Below are 17,562 nucleotides of genomic sequence, written 5' to 3' on the forward strand. Positions count from 1 at the left end.
TATATAAAGTTACTTTATTAATTATATGTTTATACTAAGTTGTATCTTTGTGTTTAGTTTACTTTTTTGTATGAACTTATGTCATGGCTAATTGAAATTTTATCTTTTATATCATAATTATCTAATATATTTGAGTCTACATTTATATTAAATTTAACTTTAGCTTCAACTTCATATTTTGAATTTGAGTTTTCTTCAACACCTAATCCAAGAATTTTTTCTTGTCCATCTTTGACTTCTACCTCTTTTATTCCGTTCTTATCTCCAGTTACTACTAAGCTTAACTCTGACCCTGAACCATTTTCTTTTAATTCTGGCCAGTCTTCTTTTGTCATGTCGTAGTCAGCTTTGTAAAAAGGTATTTTTATAGTAGTGTCTTCTGTTTTATCAACTTCCTGAGGTTTTAATTCTTTCAGTCTACATTTTATTTCCGCTAAAAGATTATTTTGTATATAATCAAAGCTTGTTATTAAAGCCAAGTTGTCATATCTAACTGGTATCTTCTCATAAGACATACTTTTTAACTGATTGCATTGTTCTGATATCTTATATAATAAATCTTTATATTCCAGAAAAGCTTCTGCCGTATTTTTATTACCATTAGATATATTATCACTTAACTGTTCAAATTTTCTTACATTATTTTTCAAATGAACTCTTAAGGAATTAAATCCTTCAGTTTGATTTGGTAAATCTTTCAATAATTCTTCTAATTTCTCCCATGTATCCTTCCAATTATATTTCTTACTATTCATTATAGGACTTTGTATTAAGTCATAATATTGTTGAGAATTTGGAATTCCATCAGATACCTCTACTTTTGGGTCATCAATATGAAATGTATGTCTATACTCAATCATATTTTGCATTGCCAGAGAAATATTATCTAGTGCTTTATAAGTGTATGAAAATGTAGGATTTAATTGTTCTTTATCAACTTTACCTTCTTCTAAAAACATTTTTAAAATGATATCATTATTTATTAACTTTGTTTCAGTAATCGTAGTTGAACTTATATCTCCATCCAAAACACTTTCACTTATTTTATTTATATCTCCAGAAGTATAATTCTTCAAGATTGCTAATATAGAATCTCTATGTGATAGAATATTTATATTTACTTCTTCAAAATCTCTATCATCAAGTATATTTAAATCCTGTAATTTTTTTAACTCTATACTAGCTTTTTCTAAATCAGAAGAAGCCTTACTTAAATAAGACTTTATATTATTCATATAACCTAGTCTTTCTTCTGGAAGATTTTCCTCCTCTTGATTATTAATATCTGTCTCTGATATATTCCTTAATGTTGACCTAGATATAGATTTTTCTTTATTCTCATTTTTAAACTCATTATCCATTTTTTCAAGTTCATCATACAATTTTGTATATGCTTTATCAACACTATTTTCCACACATGTTTCTGCCAAATACTTTGCTTGTATACCCTCATTAGTAGTCTTTGTAGATTTTATTCTATTCGCTATCTGATTTGAAAATGTCAATCCCACAATAGAAAGCAATGCTACTACAACCAAAACTAAAACTAAGGCTGCCCCTCTTTCACTTTTAAATTTATTCCACTTCCTCAAAATCTCACCCCCAAGTAAAATTATTTATCTTTAAATATTTCAGTTACAATTTTAACTTCTTTTTTACTTGAATAGTCATTCATACTTTTCCCAGCTGCAGTTATTTTATATATTTGACCATTTTTATCTTCTACAGTAATTTTTATTTTATTTGCAATACTTTCTTTGTCAATTAAATCTCCATCTTTATTTTTTATAGTTGTAATCTTTTCGTATGGAGTATCATATAAACTCACATCATCCTTACTAAGCACTTTATCATACACAATTTTTTTTGAATTATCTATTAGTTTTTCATACACAACAGTTCCATCTTCTCGTTTTTCTAAGCTATCAAAATCAAATTCTCCACTCTTTATTTTTCCTCTCAGATTTTCTATTTCACTTTGAACATAGTTTAATGAACTTATATCTGTGTCATTTTTAGTGTTGGCTTTGTTATTAGTATTGATAATATTAAAAAATACAAATAGTATAATTCCCATAATAGCCAGAGCTACTAACACTTCAATTAAAGAAAAACCTTTTTCATTACTCTTTTTACCCATATTTTATCAACCTACTTATTTTTAAATAAATTATCATTACCCAATTCTAGACATAACATCAAATGTATAAGTCTTATTGTTTAAATCACTATCTTTCTGACTTTCTTGTGTTGATTCATTATAGTATATACTTACAGTATAAATAGATTTATCAGTTTGCTTCTCTATTTTAAATGGTGTTTCCTTCATTTCTTTATTATTTTGAACTAGAGGTTGATTAGATATTATCTCTTCTCTAACCGCACTTTTGGAATCGGAAGTATCTTCTTGAATTCTTGTTACAGAATATACTCCTGTATTATTTTTAGTTTGTATAGAAACTTCATACTTTACAATATTATCTGGTGTCTCTATATTATATTCATAATTACCACCTGAACTAGCTTTGGTTACCTCTTTACAGTTTTCTAAATCCCTATTTAGATACTTATTAATCAAATTAATATTTACTTGAGCATCTGTAATGATTTGTTGCTTCTTTACTGCTAATGTTATCCCATTAAATACTTTATAAGAAATACTTAAAACTATAGTCAATATAAATACAGCTACGATTATTTCTAATAAGGTAAGACCCTTTTCATTATTTTTGTACAAGTTTATCACCTATCTTTAAAGCCCATTTAACTTTATTTTGCACTAGACTTAAATGGATTATATTTTCCTGGTCTCCATGAAGATGGATTATCTGTGTCAAGTATCATAGTAGTATTATCCTTAGTGTACATTATAAATTTAAATGTAGCATCCACTACACCTTCTGCTTCTGGGGCTACAACTTCTTTTTGCGTTTCTTTTTCTGTAGCTGCTCTAAGTACACAAGTATTACATAGATAACTAGTGGACCTATCTAAAAGTTTATCATTTTTTAGAATTTCTCCTTCTTTTATCAATGGACAATCATTATATAAGTGCCATTTATCTTCGCCTTCTACCCAATATATCTTTGTATCTTTATTTATGTTCACATTTTTAATTAAATCCTTATTACTTATTGTTTCTTTTTCTTCTTTTTCTGGCTCTATATATGAAGTCATTGTATAATCTAATATCTGAGTAACATTTTTTTGTTCTTCTAAGTAAGCCATTAATTTCTTGACGTTTCTATAATCGCCTCTAACACTTATTGTTGTTGATATACCATAAAAATGCTCATATTCTCTAACATTTCCAACATCATAACTAGTTAAATCTATGTTATACGCTTTCATTTTTTTGTCTAAACCTATTAGAAAGAGACCATCTTGCATATCATATAAAAGATTTTTACTTTTTTCTTTCAGTTCACTTTCAACTTCCTTAAGTTGTTTTTCATATTTTGGCATAAGAGCTGTTTTCTCTTTATATGTATTTAATTTTTCTGTAGATTGTTTTACAGAATTTTTTGTAGCAACATATTTTTGGTATTGAGGATAAAGCCCAAAGTAGCCATATGATAAAATAGCCAGTAAAATTAATACTTTTATAAGAATTCCTTTTAGACTAACTTCCATTTTGAATATATCTTTTATATCTTTTTTAAATATATCTTTATTCATTAGTTAATACACCTTCTTTCAGGTATAATGTCATGCTAAATGTATAGTTAGAATCTTCTTCGTTACTTTTTATGCTATGTAATTTAACATCCTCAAAATAATACAAGCCTTTTAGTTTATATAAAAATTGACCTATATAAGAAGAATCTTTAGCATTTCCTTCTATGTTTATAACATTTGGTATTTTATCATACAGTGGTGTTTTATCATCTTTTTCTGTATCTGTATCATTAGTTTCACTATCCCCTGTTAATGCTTCTGATACATTTTTAGTCTTATCTTCATTTAAATCACTACTAGTTTTATTTCCATCACTATTACTTTTAGTGTTTGATTTTGTTTCATTACTACTTGATTTATCTGTGGTAGTCTTATTGTTATTTGAGTTTTCAGTTTTATTAGTAGTTCCAAGATTTTGATAAGTAGTTGATAAGCTTGTTAGTTCAACTCTATTTGGAGTATTTTTATCTATATCATCCAATAAATTTTCCCACTTTACCTTTTTCCCAATTAACATATCATATACTTTTATTTCTTCAGTTTTACTTTTTATCATTTTTTCTATGTTTCCAATCTGATAATATGCAGATTCGATATTTCTTATTTCATCATTGACATTTTCAAGCTCTTTATTAGCTAAACTATTTGAAAAAATCAAACATAAATATGGAATAGCAAGAACTAAAATAACTATTGGAGCTATTTTCAATATGCTTTTCACTTGTTTGGCTTTCATCTGTTTTTTGAGTATATTCATTGGTAAAAAATTTATATTTTCAAAATCTTTTTTACCTTTAGGTTCTATCATGCTTCCTAGAAGCTCTACAATTGAATTTATATCATCTTCGTCTATATCTCCAGCTATCATATCAGATATATCCATTATCTCAGTAAGACCTTGAGAAACATAATTTGAAAATGCAGAGCTAAAAGCCTCATAAATCAATTTATTAGAATATCTTTTTCCTAATATTAATATGGTATCTGTGACCTTACCAAAGTTTCTTGACGAATAGTAATTCATAAGACCTTTTGATTCTTCTACTACATTTAATAATTGCATTTCCATATCTTTTGCAGTTATTCTTATAGGTATATTATCACTAATAAATAAAGTATCTTTCTTATATATATTTATAATTGTACTATTGTCACTTATATTTGTTACCATTATATCGTTGTAATCTAAATTTTTAAGAATTCTTAAATAAGCTGTTGATAACGTATCTATTCTATCTAATATTAAATCGAACTCATGCATTATCTCTACAATTGCATTTATTTCTTCTTTTTTTATAGCTCCAATGATAAGATTTAAACTTGACTCCTCACCAGTTGAATTATCTGATGTTTCACTAGATACTTCATATGAAAACACATATTCTTCTGATTCCAAAGCCATCATCTCATCCATTTCTAGCTTCATAAATCCGTCTAAATCCTTTTTGTCCATCTTAGGGAGTTTTTGGGGTTTTAGAATTACATCTCTTGTATTTAAACAAAAAACTACGTGTCTTGATTTTAACTTCACATTTTCTAATGCGTATCTCAATAGAGCATACTTTTCCTTAGAAAAATCTTGTGCAATATCCTCTATTGAAAACGCATTAAAATTTTTTATATAAAACTTATCTTTATCATGTTTATATCTGCCCTCAACTATGGAAATAGAATCGCCATAATATGATACATAAACCTTGTTCATTTGTCCTTTCCCTCCTACATAGCATCATATATACTAAGCATTGGCATAAATATTGATACAACCAGTACCGCAACTATAATACCAACTGCAATTATTAAAACAGGTTCTATCATTGATGCCATCCTATTTAAATAAATTTCGGATTCATACTCATAGAATTCGGCCATCTGTCTGCTTATATTCTCTAACTCCCCTGTCTGCTCCCCTATAGCTATCATCTGTACTAATACAGAATCAAAATATGTATATCTCTCTAAGTTCTCTGCTAAGCCCTCACCTCTTGTTATTCCATCTTTAGCTGATGCCAAAATCTTTTCTGCCATGGTGTTATTTACACTGTCTATAATATAATCAAGCCCTTGAACTAATGGGTATCCTGTTGATACAAATAGATACAATGCTCTTGAAAACCGTGTAGCTACCATACAATTTATTCCTTTTCCTAAAATAGGTATCTTATTTATGACTCTATCTTTATGTGCTCTACCAATTGGTGTTTTTAGATATTTCTTAAACTGGTAAATAGATAATATAATAGCTAGAAGTACTATTATCCAAAACTTCTTCATAAACATACCAAACCCCATAACAATTCTTGTTATAAGTGGAAGAGATGCCCCTACTGTTGTAATTGAATTAACCATCTTAGGTACCATAAATGCTGTAAATATAAAAATCATTACAAATGAAGAAATTAAAACTATTAGTGGATATGTCGCTGCATTTCTAAGTTTTTGTTTAATTCTATGTTCACTTGAATAAAATGAAGCCATACTTTTTAGTACTTCATCTAATTTACCTGTGGCCTCACCTGTAGCTACCATAGCACCAAGTAACTTTGGAAACTTTGATTTTGATGAAAGCATTGAATCTGCAATAGTAGAACCTATTTTTATTTCTGCCACTATACGATTAATTTCTTCTCTCAATGTAACATTAGTTGACCTTCTGGCTAATGTTTCTAAGCCTGAGATACTATTTATGCCAGAAGATACTATAATAGCAAACTGTCTACAAAAGTGGCTTATCTGGTCAGCTCCTAAGTCTTTTTTTCTCTTCCTACTAAAGGCACGTATGTTTTTACTTTTGCTTTCTTTAATTTCGAGAACTCTAAGATTTCTTTTTCTAAGTAAATTTCTTGCTTCATTAAAATCATTAGCTTCAATCACATCAGTTTGCTTTTTCCCATCCTCTTTTATCACTGTATACTTAAAACTTTTCATAATATCATCCTTTAATCAGTCATCAAAATTATTCTAATCATTTCTTCTACTGTTGTCTTTCCATTTAAAACCTTTTTAACTATATCCTCTTTTAGACTAATCATACCTTGTTGTCTAGCTACCTTTAAAATTTCTCTTTGATTGGCAGATGAATCTATTAACTCTTTTATTTCTGGTGTTATTTCAAGCATTTCAAATATACCTAGACGCCCCTTATATCCTGTATTATTGCATCTTTCACATCCTTCTCCTTTATAAATAGTTACTGATTCATTTATATCAATACCAAGAGCTTTTTTTTCCCCAATATCTGCTTCATATGAAACCCTACAATGCTCACAAATTTTTCTTGTAAGTCTTTGAGATATTACCCCTAAAACGGATGAGGTTATCAAAAAACTTTCTACATCCATATCTAAAAGACGAGAAATTGCTCCAACTGCTGTATTTGCATGTAATGTACTTAAAACTAAATGTCCTGTAAGAGAAGCTCTAATTGCTATTTCCGCAGTTTCAGTATCCCTTATCTCTCCGACCATTATTATATCTGGGTCTTGACGCATAAAAGCTCTAAGCCCACTAGCAAAGGTAAGACCTGCTTTTTCATTTATTTGAGATTGATTTACACCAGGTAATTCATACTCTATAGGGTCTTCTATAGTTAGGAGATTCCTATTTTCCGTATTTAATTGATTTAACATTGAATATAATGTAGTTGTCTTTCCACTTCCAGTAGGCCCAACTACCAATATAAGTCCATAAGGAGTGTTTATCAACTCGTCATATATCTTAGAGCCATGCTCATCTATTCCTAGTACTTCTTTGCTAACCATAAAATTACTCTTATCAAGAACCCTCATGGCTATCTTTTCATCCCTATTAGTTGGCATTGTAGAAATCCTAAAATCTATAGGTTTGTTATCTACTTTTAAATAGATTCTGCCATCTTGTGGGATTCTCTTTTCAGATATATTTATATCTGACATTATTTTGATACGACTTACTACTGCTTTGTATGGCGCTGAGTTCATTCTCATATATTCCCTTAGCATACCATCTATTCTAAATCTGACACGCATGTAATTTTCGCTTTGTTCTATATGTATATCACTTGCTTCCATTCTTACTGCATTTTCTAGTATGTTGTTTACTAATCTTACTATTGGAGCTGCGTTTACATCTTCTTCAAGTATTACTGTTTCTCTTACTCCACCAGTTCTATTCTTGTTGTACTCAGTCATTGCCTTATTTATTTCTGAATGAGCATAAGCATGACCTATTGCTTTGTTTATATCTTCTGCACTCGATATAAATATTTCTACATCTTTTCCTGACATACGTCTTACATCTTGAACTGCTTCTCTATCTTGTGGGTCTGACATGGCTAGACATATCTTGTCTCCATCGATTTTGAATGGAAATATCGCATATCTTTTGCATATATTTTCTGGAACCATTTTTGTAGCTAATGTGTCTATTTCTGTTCCTTCTAAAAATACACTTTCTATATCCAAAAGTTCTTTTAATACACTTATTAATAAGTTACTATCTATAAGACCTTCTTGTACTAGAAATTCTCCTAGTCTTTTTCCACTGTTTTTTTGCTCTGATAATGCCCATTTAAGCTGGTCTTCTGTTATGTATCCTTTTTCAACCAGTTTGTCTCCTATTCTAACTTTTTTAGCCACAGATTTCACTCCTTTACTATCTCAATTATATCATCATTTATGATTGTATATTAAAGAAAATAGTATAAAAGACAGGAAGATTTTCTTCCTGTCTTTTTTATTAAATTTATGATATCTTACTCAATGTGTATATAATTTTAACTCTTTTTTGAATACATCTAAACATTTTATATGAATACTACATATCAGTATTATCTATAAGTACTATATATATAATCCCATTTTTTACGGTATTATCTTTTTCTAATGGCTCAGTAAGTTCAGTATCTTTTTTATTCTTATATATTTTATTACCTAAATCACTCAATAACTTATTTGTTTGTTCTTTTGTTAATGTAGCACCTTCGACTTTATTATCCTTAGTATTACCTATCTGTAATACTAATTTATTGCCAACAGAAAGCAATTGATATTCTCCACCTATATCTGCTTTATCAGGAAGAGTCTCCATATAAGCACTTAAACTACTTAAAGTACCATCAACAGGAACTTTATTATTATCTGAATAATAAGACAATGCTGCACTCTTAACTGAACTATAATCAGACTCAACACTTGCTACCTTAGCCTTATTTATATTACTAAATAAAGCTGGAACTGCTACTACTGCTAATATACCTATAATTGCAATTACTACCAATAATTCCACTAAAGTGAAACCTTTTTTATTCTTTCTTAACTTCATTTTTATTCCCCCTCAATTTTTTTAATTAATACTTACTTATAATATATCTGGTTAAAAATCTAAGTAAAATTATTTACACGTACTAACCAGATTTATTTCTAGCATATAACCATTTTAAAACAAAAAATGCTATGAAAATAAAAGTATCCATAAATAAATACAATTCCATAGCCGGTTGCACCACTAACTCCATATGTCCCAAGGCGCCCAAATCACAGAACATACATCAACGTTTCTATTTTTATTAAATTCAGGGTAATGCATAAAATATATACATATCCACTTATATTATATAATAGTTACCAAATTTTATCAACTAAGTTTATATTATTTATATATACCAATAATTTACATATTGAAACACAATTACTATAAATATTTATACTATACAAAAAAAGAAACATCTCCCTACAATTATCATATATCGTAAGGAGATATTTATAAATTATCATTTAGTTTTATCATTGTCATTTCCATCCTTTGCTAATATTTATTTGAAAGCTAGAAGCTATTACAATATAGTATTTTATTAAAATCATCTATATATAAACATTCTATCTCTTTTAATTATGATTCAGTCACAATCACTATATAAATGAAATTCTTCATTTACAGATATGCTTATTGTGCAAAATTACTTTCTTTACAGTAACTTTATATAATCCAGAACCCTCTCACAAACATTAAAGATATAGAATAGATACTATTTTCAATTCTTATAAATAAACTTTCAATAGATTTTTTTATTTCTTCTAGATTGTGACTGAATCATTTAATTATTAGGGGTTCATCTTCTGACCTTCCCATTGGAAACACCTCTTTCTTTATTTATATTTACATAATACTACATAATCTGAAATTTTTCAATACTTTTTCTAAATATTTTTTATATTCATAATATTCATAATATTATATGTTTTTTTATACTTATTTTTTACTTAACTACATCTAAGTTTTAAACTATAATCCTTACCTAAAATTACATACATACTTCTAATAATAAAAAATAGCTATATAAATTAAAATATCAAAAAAGAGTTGCTCAAAAGTTTTATATCCTTTTAAACAACTCTTATAAATCTAATAAATTAGAATAATTTACTTACTGATTCGTTAGAGAATATCATTCTTATAGCATCACCAAATAAAGGAGCTACAGTTTTTATCTTTATCTTATCAATTCTTTTCTCTTCAGGAAGTTGTATAGTATCAAGAACTATTAACTCACTTATCTCTGAATTAGAAATTCTTTCAATAGCTGGTCCTGATAATACACCATGAGTACAACAAGCATAAACATCTTTTGCACCAAACTCTTTAAGTGCATTTGCCGCATTAACTATTGTTCCTGCTGTATCTATCATGTCATCTAATAGTATAACATTTTTACCTTTAACATCACCTATTAAGTTCATAACTTCACATACATTAGCTTTTGGTCTTCTCTTATCTATTATAGCTATTGGTACTTCTCCATTTAAAGTATTAGCAAACTTTCTTGATCTAGTAACACTTCCTAAGTCAGGAGATACTACTACTAAATCTTCTATTTTCTTTTCATTGAAGTAATCTGCTAATATTGTTCCACCTAATAAATGGTCTAGTGGTATATCAAAGTATCCTTGTATTTGAGCTGCATGTAAATCCATTGTTAATACTCTGTCTGCTCCAGCAGCAGTTATTAAGTTTGCAACTAATTTAGCAGTGATTGGATCTCTTGCCTTAGCTTTTCTGTCTTGTCTTGCATATCCATAGTAAGGAATAACTGCTGTTATTCTTCCTGCTGATGCTCTCTTTAATGCATCAATTAAGATTAATAACTCCATTAAGTTATCATTTACTGGACTGTTAGTAGATTGTACTACAAACACATCACAACCTCTTACTGTCTCATTCATATTTACACATATTTCACCATCACTGAATGTACCTACTTCACAGTCTAGCACTGATACACCTATATAGTCAGCTATTTTCTGTGCTAACTCTTTCGATGAATTACCTGCAATAATTTTAATCTCGCTTCCGCTAGTATTCATTTATGTAACCCTCCTGAAAATTTTAAAATCTTAACGAATATAATTTATAATAATTTCGAGCTAAATTTATTAGCCAAAATAATAAACTAATAATTACTTACCTTCTGCATCTTTTTGGTTCTTCTTTTCTACCCAGCCTTCTTTAATAACTTGTCTTTCTCTAGCTATTGCCAAAGCTCCATCTGGAACATCATGTGTTATTGTTGAACCAGTTGCTATATACCCTTTTTCTTCTACAACTACTGGTGCAACTAGGTTAGAATTTGAACCTATAAATGCGTTATCTTTTACTACTGATTTAAATTTATTTTTACCATCATAGTTTACAAAGACAACTCCACATCCAATATTTACATTTTTACCAACATGTGCATCGCCTATGTAAGAAAGATGAGAAGCCTTTGAACCATCTTCTATAACAGCATTTTTTACTTCAACAAAATCACCTATTTTTACATTGTTTCCTAAGTTACTTTTCGGTCTTAGATATGCATATGGTCCAATAGTAGTATTTTCTCCAACTTTACTATCAATTATAGTTGAATTTTTTACTTCTGTACCATCACCTATTTCTGAATTTGTTATAGATGAATTTGTTCCAATTATACAATCCGAACCTATCTTTGTTTTCCCTTGTAACATAACGCCTGGATATATTATAGTATCATTACCTATCTCAACATCAGATTCTATATAGGTAGAGTTAGTGTTTATTATAGTCACTCCATTTACCATATGAGATTCATTTATTCTTCTTCTCATAATCTCTTCTGCTTTTGATAATTCTACTCTTGAATTAACACCCATAAGCTCTTCAATAGTTGAACCTGCAAATGCACCAACTTTAAGACCTTTGTCTCTCATTATTTTAGCAGTATCAGTTAAATAATATTCGCCTTGTGCATTGTTATTATTTAACAAGTCTAATGCTTCTCTAAGACTCTTACCATTAAAACAATAAATTCCAGAGTTTATCTCACTTATCATTTTTTCTTCTGAATTTGCATCTTTTTGTTCTACTATTCTAAGAAGGTCACCCTTTTTATCTCTTATTATTCTACCATAACCTGTTGGATTTCCAACTCTTGTTGTAAGAACTGTGGCATGATATTTATTTTCTATATGATATTCAAATAATTTTTTTAAAGTCTCTTCCTTTATAAGTGGAGTATCTCCACAAAGTACAACTATTATATCTTCATCATTAATATATTCTTTAGCCATCTTTACAGCATGCCCTGTTCCAAGCTGTTCTGTTTGCATGGCTATTATAGTTTCTTCTGCTAATTTTTCCTTTACTACTTCAGCTTCATGTCCCAAAATCACAACAGTATCTTTTACACCTGATTTTTTTGAAACATCTATAATATGGTTAACCATTTCTTTTCCACATACTTTATGAATAACTTTTGGGTATTTAGACTTCATTCTTGTTCCTTTACCTGCGGCAAGGATTATAGCTTTAAAGTTCATTGATACACTCCATTCAATCTAATTTAATTTTATTCGTATTATTCTCTCAATCAATATACATTATAATACATTTATTTGACAATTTGTATACAACATATACATTATCACTAATAATATAGCACTTTTTTACTAAAAAGTACATATTTTAATGCAAATTCTCCATTTAAAAAGAGCCTAAATGTTCGGGCTCTCTCCATTTTATATATTTATTATTATTCAGCAGCTACTTCCCATTGAACTAATGCTTCATGATACGCTTGTAAAACTGCATCTTCTAAAACTTGTCTCATTTCTGCATTTATTGGATGAGCTATATCTCTGAAATTTCCTTCGCCTACTTTTCTGCTAGGCATTGCTATAAATAGGCCATTATGGCCTTCTATAACTTTTATATCATGTACTACAAACAAATTATCGAAAGTTATTGAAACTATACATTTCATCTTACCTTCTTCTGTTAATTTTCTTACTCTTACGTCAGTTATCTTCATACCAAAATATCCCCCTTTGATTTTGACAGAAATTAATTTATATTAAAATTATTATCGCTGGAATAAATTAATATAAACTGTTTTTTAAGTAATTCTATGAACAACTAGGGATATCCTCTTTTTATTTTTACATATTTTTCTAAATATTTTTTTTATTAATCTTCATCTATCTCAAATTCAAATTCTGAATCTTCTTCATCTAAATCTTCATTTCTATATTCATCTTTAAAAGTCTTTAAATTTGGCTCTACTACTATTTTATCTCCATCAACATCCAACTGAATTAATGAGATATAATCTTTTACCATCTTTTCTGAAGGGTTCGTTGTAGATATGAATACTCCAGTGCCTATAACTTCTGCACCAAATTCATTCATAAGGTCTACCATTCCTTTTATAGTACCTCCACCCCTCATGAAATCATCTATAATTATAACTTTACTATCTGGCTTAAGGGCTTTTCTTGGTAAACTCATACTCTCAACCTTAGAGCTTCTATTTCCACTCACATATGTCATACTAAGAGTAGGTCCTTCTGATACTTTTATATCTTTTCTTATTATAACTAGGGGCAAATTCATAGCTTTTGCAGTCATAAGTGCCATAGGTATACCTTTTGTCTCCATTGTCACAACATAATCTGCATCTACATACTCAATATTTGAAGCAAATATCTTTCCTATTTTAGCAGCTATTGTAGGGTCATAAATTAAATCAATCAAGTATAAAAAACCACCAGATAATATTCTAGACTTGTCACATATTTTCTCACATAATTCCATTAAGAACTCTGCATTTTCTGCTATAGAAGTTTTAGGTATATATTTTACTCCCCCTGCTGCTCCTGAGATAGTTATAACTTTACCTAAATGCAGTTTTTCAAATACGTTTTTTACAACTAATAAATCTTCACTTATTGTTGATTTTGCTGCATTAAATTGATTTGTAAAATAACTTAATGTATATATTTTATTTGGATTATCAGACAGTATTTTAACTATCGCTCCAATTCTCTCTGTTCTTTTAAATTTCATTGCTATTTCCTCCTACAAGTACCTTTATATAACGTTAAACTAACTAATGCATAACAATTCTTATTGTGGTATAATATTACTTATGTTTTATTATATTCAAAAATAAAATACATATAATATTATATGCATATTAATTATAAAATATTGAACATTATATTATTATACCACAAAAATAGTTCATATTGTAGGACTTAATTAAAAAGAAAGGTGGTTTTATTATGAATATACACTTTATAGGAATTGGCGGTATCAGCATGAGTGCATTAGCTGAAATATGTATCAATAAAGGTTACCAAGTTTCAGGTTCGGATTCAAACGAATCATACCTATTAGACAAACTTAGAGACCAAGGTGCAACAATCTATATTGGTCAGAAAAAAGAGAATATATCAGATAATGTAAATATGGTTGTTTATACAGCAGCGGTTCATCCAGACAACGAAGAACTTATAGCTGCTAAAGAAAAAAATAAATTAGTAATGAACAGAGCTACTTTTTTAGGCCAAATCATGAGGGAATATAAGAACTCTATAGCAGTTTCTGGAACACATGGAAAGACTTCTACAACATCTATGCTATCTACAATCTTTGAATATGCAGATTTAGACCCAACTATATTAGTTGGTGGTAACTTAAGTATGATAGGTGGTAATGTTAAGATAGGTAATTCTGACCATTTTATAACTGAAGCATGTGAATATGTAGATAGCTTCCTTAATTTTAACCCTAAAATATCTATAGTCTTAAATGTTGAGGAAGACCATCTTGATTATTTCTCTGGTATAGATGAAATTAAGGCTTCTTTTAACAAATTTGGTAAACTATTACCTCCAGATGGCTATTTCATAATAAATGGTGATGATGAAAATGTTGATGACATATTATACGATGTTAAAGCTACTATTATAAAATATGGTAGAGACTCTGATAATGATGCTGTAATAAAAGATATTCACTTTGACAATGGTGGTCATGGAATATTTAGAATAGAATATCAAGGAAAAGACTTAGGAGAATTTGAACTTTCTGTATATGGTCTTCATAACATATACAATGCATCTTCTGCTATAATGGCAGCTCTTGTTTCTGGTATTGATTTAGAGACTATAAGAAAAAATATAAAAATTTATAAAGGTGTAGGAAGAAGATTTGAAACAAAAGGATATTATAAGAATGCTTTAGTAATAGATGATTATGCACATCATCCAACTGAATTAAAAGCTACTTTAGCTGCTGCTAAAAAATTAAAAAAATCTACTTTATGGTGTATCTTCCAGCCACATACTTATACTAGAACAAAATCTCTTTTAGGCGAATTCTCAGAAGCATTCTATGCTGCTGATAAAGTTATAATAACAGATATATATGCTGCTAGGGAGAAAGACCCAGGAGATATACATTCTAAAGACTTAGTTGAAAAGTTATATCAAAACAATGTAGATGCTATCTACATAAAAGAATTTGAAGATATAGTGAAATATTTACGTGAAAATGTTAATGATAATGATTTAGTAATAACTGCTGGTGCTGGTCCGATTTATAAAGTTGCAGACTTATTGATTGAAAAATAATATATAAAAAGTAATTTAGGCTATCAAATCTATAATTTGATAGCCTTCTTAAAATTCTATTTCTTTCCAATTTCGAATATCTCATTTTTAAGATAATCAAACAAACTTGTATGAACCTCATAGTAAGATACAGTTTTCTTAGAAGTGACTTTCACATAATCTTTTCCCATTGTTTCAACTTTTACAGCAAAATTATCACCTTTTATATTTATAGTAAAGTTATACTCACTTCTTTCCTTGCTTTTCTCAGGCTGAACTTTCCCTACAACCCTCTTTGAAATCATCTTATGTGCTAAATCATCAAACTTCCATCTATGAACTTTTTTAATTTCTTTTCCATGAGCTATAGTCACTTCTTTCCAATCTTTATAGTGACTTAAAAGGTCAAACGAAGTGTATATACTTTCATCTAAAAGCTTCTTAAAGGCATTCTTAGAATCAACTGGAACTTTATAATATTCTTCCTTGTTTACAGTATATACTCTAAAGAAATTAAGGTCTGTAGAAAACTTAACACCATCATCAGAATATCCTTCATAAACTGCCTCATAAGAAGATGCAGTATTTCTTACCTTCTTAAAATCTGAGAAAAAGAACTTTATCTCATCCCACATATCTTCTTCAATCTTTATGTTTTCTATATTCTTGTCTGATATATAAATCTTCTTCTTCTCTTTTATTTGAGTCATTAAAGACCTAGTATCTTCTTCTTCTGTTTCTACCTTCTTTGGAACTTCACTTTTATCCTTTTCCATATTCAAGCCTATTTTGAAGGATATAAAGTATATTATAAAGAAAACAACCACTCCTATTAATATCGCAGCTTTTTTCTTTAGTTTTCTTTTCTTACTCATTTAACCACCCCTAGAGTTTATAATCATAAAACAATTATATAACTTTTTACACTTTTTTTTAAGGTTTAATTATTTATTACACTTATTTCCTTGACAATTAGTACATGGTTCAACGTGAACCGTTATTCCTTTTACAAATTCCATATGTTTTATTATATGTTTTTCCAGTTTAGTGGCAATATCATGACCTTGCTTAACTGTCAAGTTTTCATCGACACATATAGTCAAATCCACATACGCCATAGCTCCATGTTTTCTAGTCTTTATATCTCCTAGATTCTTAACACCTTCTGTATCTGCTACGATATAATTTAATTCTTTTATTTCTTCTTCATCAACTGAAACATCCATCAATTCATTAACAGAACTTATAAGTATATTGATTCCTACCTTAGCTACAAAGATAGCCACTACAACTGATGCAATTGGGTCTAAAGGTTTAAACCCTAAAATAGAACCTCCTATTCCTATAAAGGCAGCTACTGAAGATAATGCATCTGACCTATGATGCCAAGCATCAGCTTTTAAAGCTGGAGAATTTATCTTTTTAGCAACTTTTATCGTTATTCTATATTGATACTCTTTTATCAAGATTGAAATAACTGATACTACTAATGGTAATATTGATGGGACATGTAGTGCATCTAAGTTAAATAAAGATTTAATTGCCTCTATACCTATTGTTATAGAAACAAATATAAGTAATATTGATAATACGAATGATACCAATGTCTCTGCTTTCTCATGCCCATAATTATGTTCTCTATCTCCGGGTCTAGAAGATACATAATTACCTATTAATACTCCTATCGAACTTATGATATCTGATGCTGAATGTAATCCATCTGCAATCATTGCACTAGAATTACCAATAATCCCAGCTATCATCTTAATTATTGTTAATGCTATATTCCAAAGTATTGATTGTATTGTTATTTTATTTGCTTCATCATACCTTGTCTCCATTTTTACTCCTCCTTATAAAACAACTTATTATATCAAAAACACACATCTGTACATAAATTAAACCTACTATTATATGCAAATGTATACTCTTTACTTTCAATAAAGATTATCAATCTTCTATAAAATGAAAAATCACCTAGCTTAAGCTAGGCGAT

The 17,562-nt window shown here is 28.7% G+C and carries 15 protein-coding genes and 1 riboswitch; of the genes, 1 reads left to right on the forward strand and 14 read right to left on the reverse strand.

What is annotated here, in order from left to right:
- Positions 1-53: 53 nt before the first annotated feature.
- From ACTG47_RS18565 to purR, 12 genes are all read right to left on the reverse strand, one after another.
- Positions 54-1,592 (reverse strand): hypothetical protein, encoded by a 1,539-nt coding sequence (locus ACTG47_RS18565; RefSeq protein WP_479925644.1) that lies wholly within the window; start codon positions 1,590-1,592, stop codon positions 54-56.
- 20 nt (positions 1,593-1,612) lie between these two features.
- A complete protein-coding gene (locus ACTG47_RS18570) occupies positions 1,613-2,140 on the reverse strand; it encodes a type II secretion system protein (RefSeq protein WP_479925645.1) in 528 nt (175 codons plus the stop codon).
- A 36-nt stretch (positions 2,141-2,176) separates the two neighbouring features.
- The gene (locus tag ACTG47_RS18575; RefSeq protein ID WP_479925646.1) at positions 2,177-2,746 is read right to left on the reverse strand and encodes a PilW family protein; all 570 of its coding nucleotides are present in this window, start codon (positions 2,744-2,746) and stop codon (positions 2,177-2,179) included.
- Between the two features lie 23 nt (positions 2,747-2,769).
- Positions 2,770-3,678, reverse strand: a complete 909-nt coding sequence (gene pilO, locus ACTG47_RS18580) for a type 4a pilus biogenesis protein PilO (RefSeq protein ID WP_169468815.1) — start codon at positions 3,676-3,678, stop codon at positions 2,770-2,772.
- A complete protein-coding gene (locus tag ACTG47_RS18585) occupies positions 3,671-5,383 on the reverse strand; it encodes a PilN domain-containing protein (protein WP_479925647.1) in 1,713 nt (570 codons plus the stop codon). The genes pilO and ACTG47_RS18585 overlap by 8 nt, the downstream gene beginning before the upstream one ends.
- 14 nt (positions 5,384-5,397) lie before the next feature.
- Entirely contained in the window at positions 5,398-6,606 is a 1,209-nt protein-coding gene (locus ACTG47_RS18590; protein WP_479925648.1) for a type II secretion system F family protein, read from the reverse strand.
- A gap of 11 nt (positions 6,607-6,617) precedes the next feature.
- On the reverse strand, positions 6,618-8,294 hold the full coding sequence (locus tag ACTG47_RS18595) for a GspE/PulE family protein (RefSeq protein ID WP_479925649.1): 1,677 nt from the start codon (positions 8,292-8,294) through the stop codon (positions 6,618-6,620).
- A 178-nt stretch (positions 8,295-8,472) separates the two neighbouring features.
- Positions 8,473-8,979, reverse strand: coding sequence for a type II secretion system protein (locus ACTG47_RS18600; protein ID WP_479925650.1), 507 nt, complete (start codon positions 8,977-8,979; stop codon positions 8,473-8,475).
- Positions 8,980-9,139: 160 nt separating this feature from the next.
- Positions 9,140-9,225: riboswitch (cyclic di-GMP riboswitch) on the reverse strand.
- Positions 9,226-10,067: 842 nt separating this feature from the next.
- Complete coding sequence (locus tag ACTG47_RS18605) at positions 10,068-11,018, reverse strand: ribose-phosphate diphosphokinase (RefSeq protein WP_054271950.1); 951 nt, start codon at positions 11,016-11,018, stop codon at positions 10,068-10,070.
- A gap of 93 nt (positions 11,019-11,111) precedes the next feature.
- Entirely contained in the window at positions 11,112-12,491 is a 1,380-nt protein-coding gene (gene glmU / locus ACTG47_RS18610; protein ID WP_479925651.1) for a bifunctional UDP-N-acetylglucosamine diphosphorylase/glucosamine-1-phosphate N-acetyltransferase GlmU, read from the reverse strand.
- A gap of 212 nt (positions 12,492-12,703) precedes the next feature.
- Entirely contained in the window at positions 12,704-12,982 is a 279-nt protein-coding gene (spoVG, locus tag ACTG47_RS18615; protein WP_003421453.1) for a septation regulator SpoVG, read from the reverse strand.
- A gap of 155 nt (positions 12,983-13,137) precedes the next feature.
- Entirely contained in the window at positions 13,138-14,016 is an 879-nt protein-coding gene (purR, locus tag ACTG47_RS18620) for a pur operon repressor (RefSeq protein WP_169468806.1), read from the reverse strand.
- Positions 14,017-14,234: 218 nt separating this feature from the next.
- Between purR and murC the strand changes: the two genes are divergently transcribed.
- Complete coding sequence (gene murC / locus ACTG47_RS18625; RefSeq protein ID WP_169468804.1) at positions 14,235-15,587, forward strand: UDP-N-acetylmuramate--L-alanine ligase; 1,353 nt, start codon at positions 14,235-14,237, stop codon at positions 15,585-15,587.
- Between the two features lie 56 nt (positions 15,588-15,643).
- Here the strand turns inward: murC and ACTG47_RS18630 are convergent, their stop codons facing one another.
- Complete coding sequence (locus ACTG47_RS18630; RefSeq protein WP_479925652.1) at positions 15,644-16,441, reverse strand: hypothetical protein; 798 nt, start codon at positions 16,439-16,441, stop codon at positions 15,644-15,646.
- Positions 16,442-16,510: 69 nt separating this feature from the next.
- Positions 16,511-17,407: a cation diffusion facilitator family transporter gene (locus tag ACTG47_RS18635; RefSeq protein WP_169468800.1), complete on the reverse strand. Its 897-nt coding sequence runs from the start codon at positions 17,405-17,407 to the stop codon at positions 16,511-16,513.
- Between the last annotated feature and the right edge of the window lie 155 nt (positions 17,408-17,562).

This window comes from Clostridioides sp. LIBA-6622, from assembly GCF_056716095.1.

Excerpts from the sequence above, each read along its gene's own strand:
- ACTG47_RS18570 (WP_479925645.1), bottom strand. The coding sequence starts at position 2,140 with ATGGGTAAAAAGAGTAATGAAAAAGGTTTTTCTTTAATTGAAGTGTTA.
- pilO (WP_169468815.1), bottom strand. The coding sequence starts at position 3,678 with ATGAATAAAGATATATTTAAAAAAGATATAAAAGATATATTCAAAATG.
- ACTG47_RS18585 (WP_479925647.1), bottom strand. The coding sequence starts at position 5,383 with ATGAACAAGGTTTATGTATCATATTATGGCGATTCTATTTCCATAGTT.
- ACTG47_RS18590 (WP_479925648.1), bottom strand. The coding sequence starts at position 6,606 with ATGAAAAGTTTTAAGTATACAGTGATAAAAGAGGATGGGAAAAAGCAA.
- ACTG47_RS18600 (WP_479925650.1), bottom strand. The coding sequence starts at position 8,979 with ATGAAGTTAAGAAAGAATAAAAAAGGTTTCACTTTAGTGGAATTATTG.
- ACTG47_RS18605 (WP_054271950.1), bottom strand. The coding sequence starts at position 11,018 with ATGAATACTAGCGGAAGCGAGATTAAAATTATTGCAGGTAATTCATCG.
- glmU (WP_479925651.1), bottom strand. The coding sequence starts at position 12,491 with ATGAACTTTAAAGCTATAATCCTTGCCGCAGGTAAAGGAACAAGAATG.
- spoVG (WP_003421453.1), bottom strand. The coding sequence starts at position 12,982 with ATGAAGATAACTGACGTAAGAGTAAGAAAATTAACAGAAGAAGGTAAG.
- purR (WP_169468806.1), bottom strand. The coding sequence starts at position 14,016 with ATGAAATTTAAAAGAACAGAGAGAATTGGAGCGATAGTTAAAATACTG.
- murC (WP_169468804.1), top strand. The coding sequence starts at position 14,235 with ATGAATATACACTTTATAGGAATTGGCGGTATCAGCATGAGTGCATTA.
- ACTG47_RS18630 (WP_479925652.1), bottom strand. The coding sequence starts at position 16,441 with ATGAGTAAGAAAAGAAAACTAAAGAAAAAAGCTGCGATATTAATAGGA.
- ACTG47_RS18635 (WP_169468800.1), bottom strand. The coding sequence starts at position 17,407 with ATGGAGACAAGGTATGATGAAGCAAATAAAATAACAATACAATCAATA.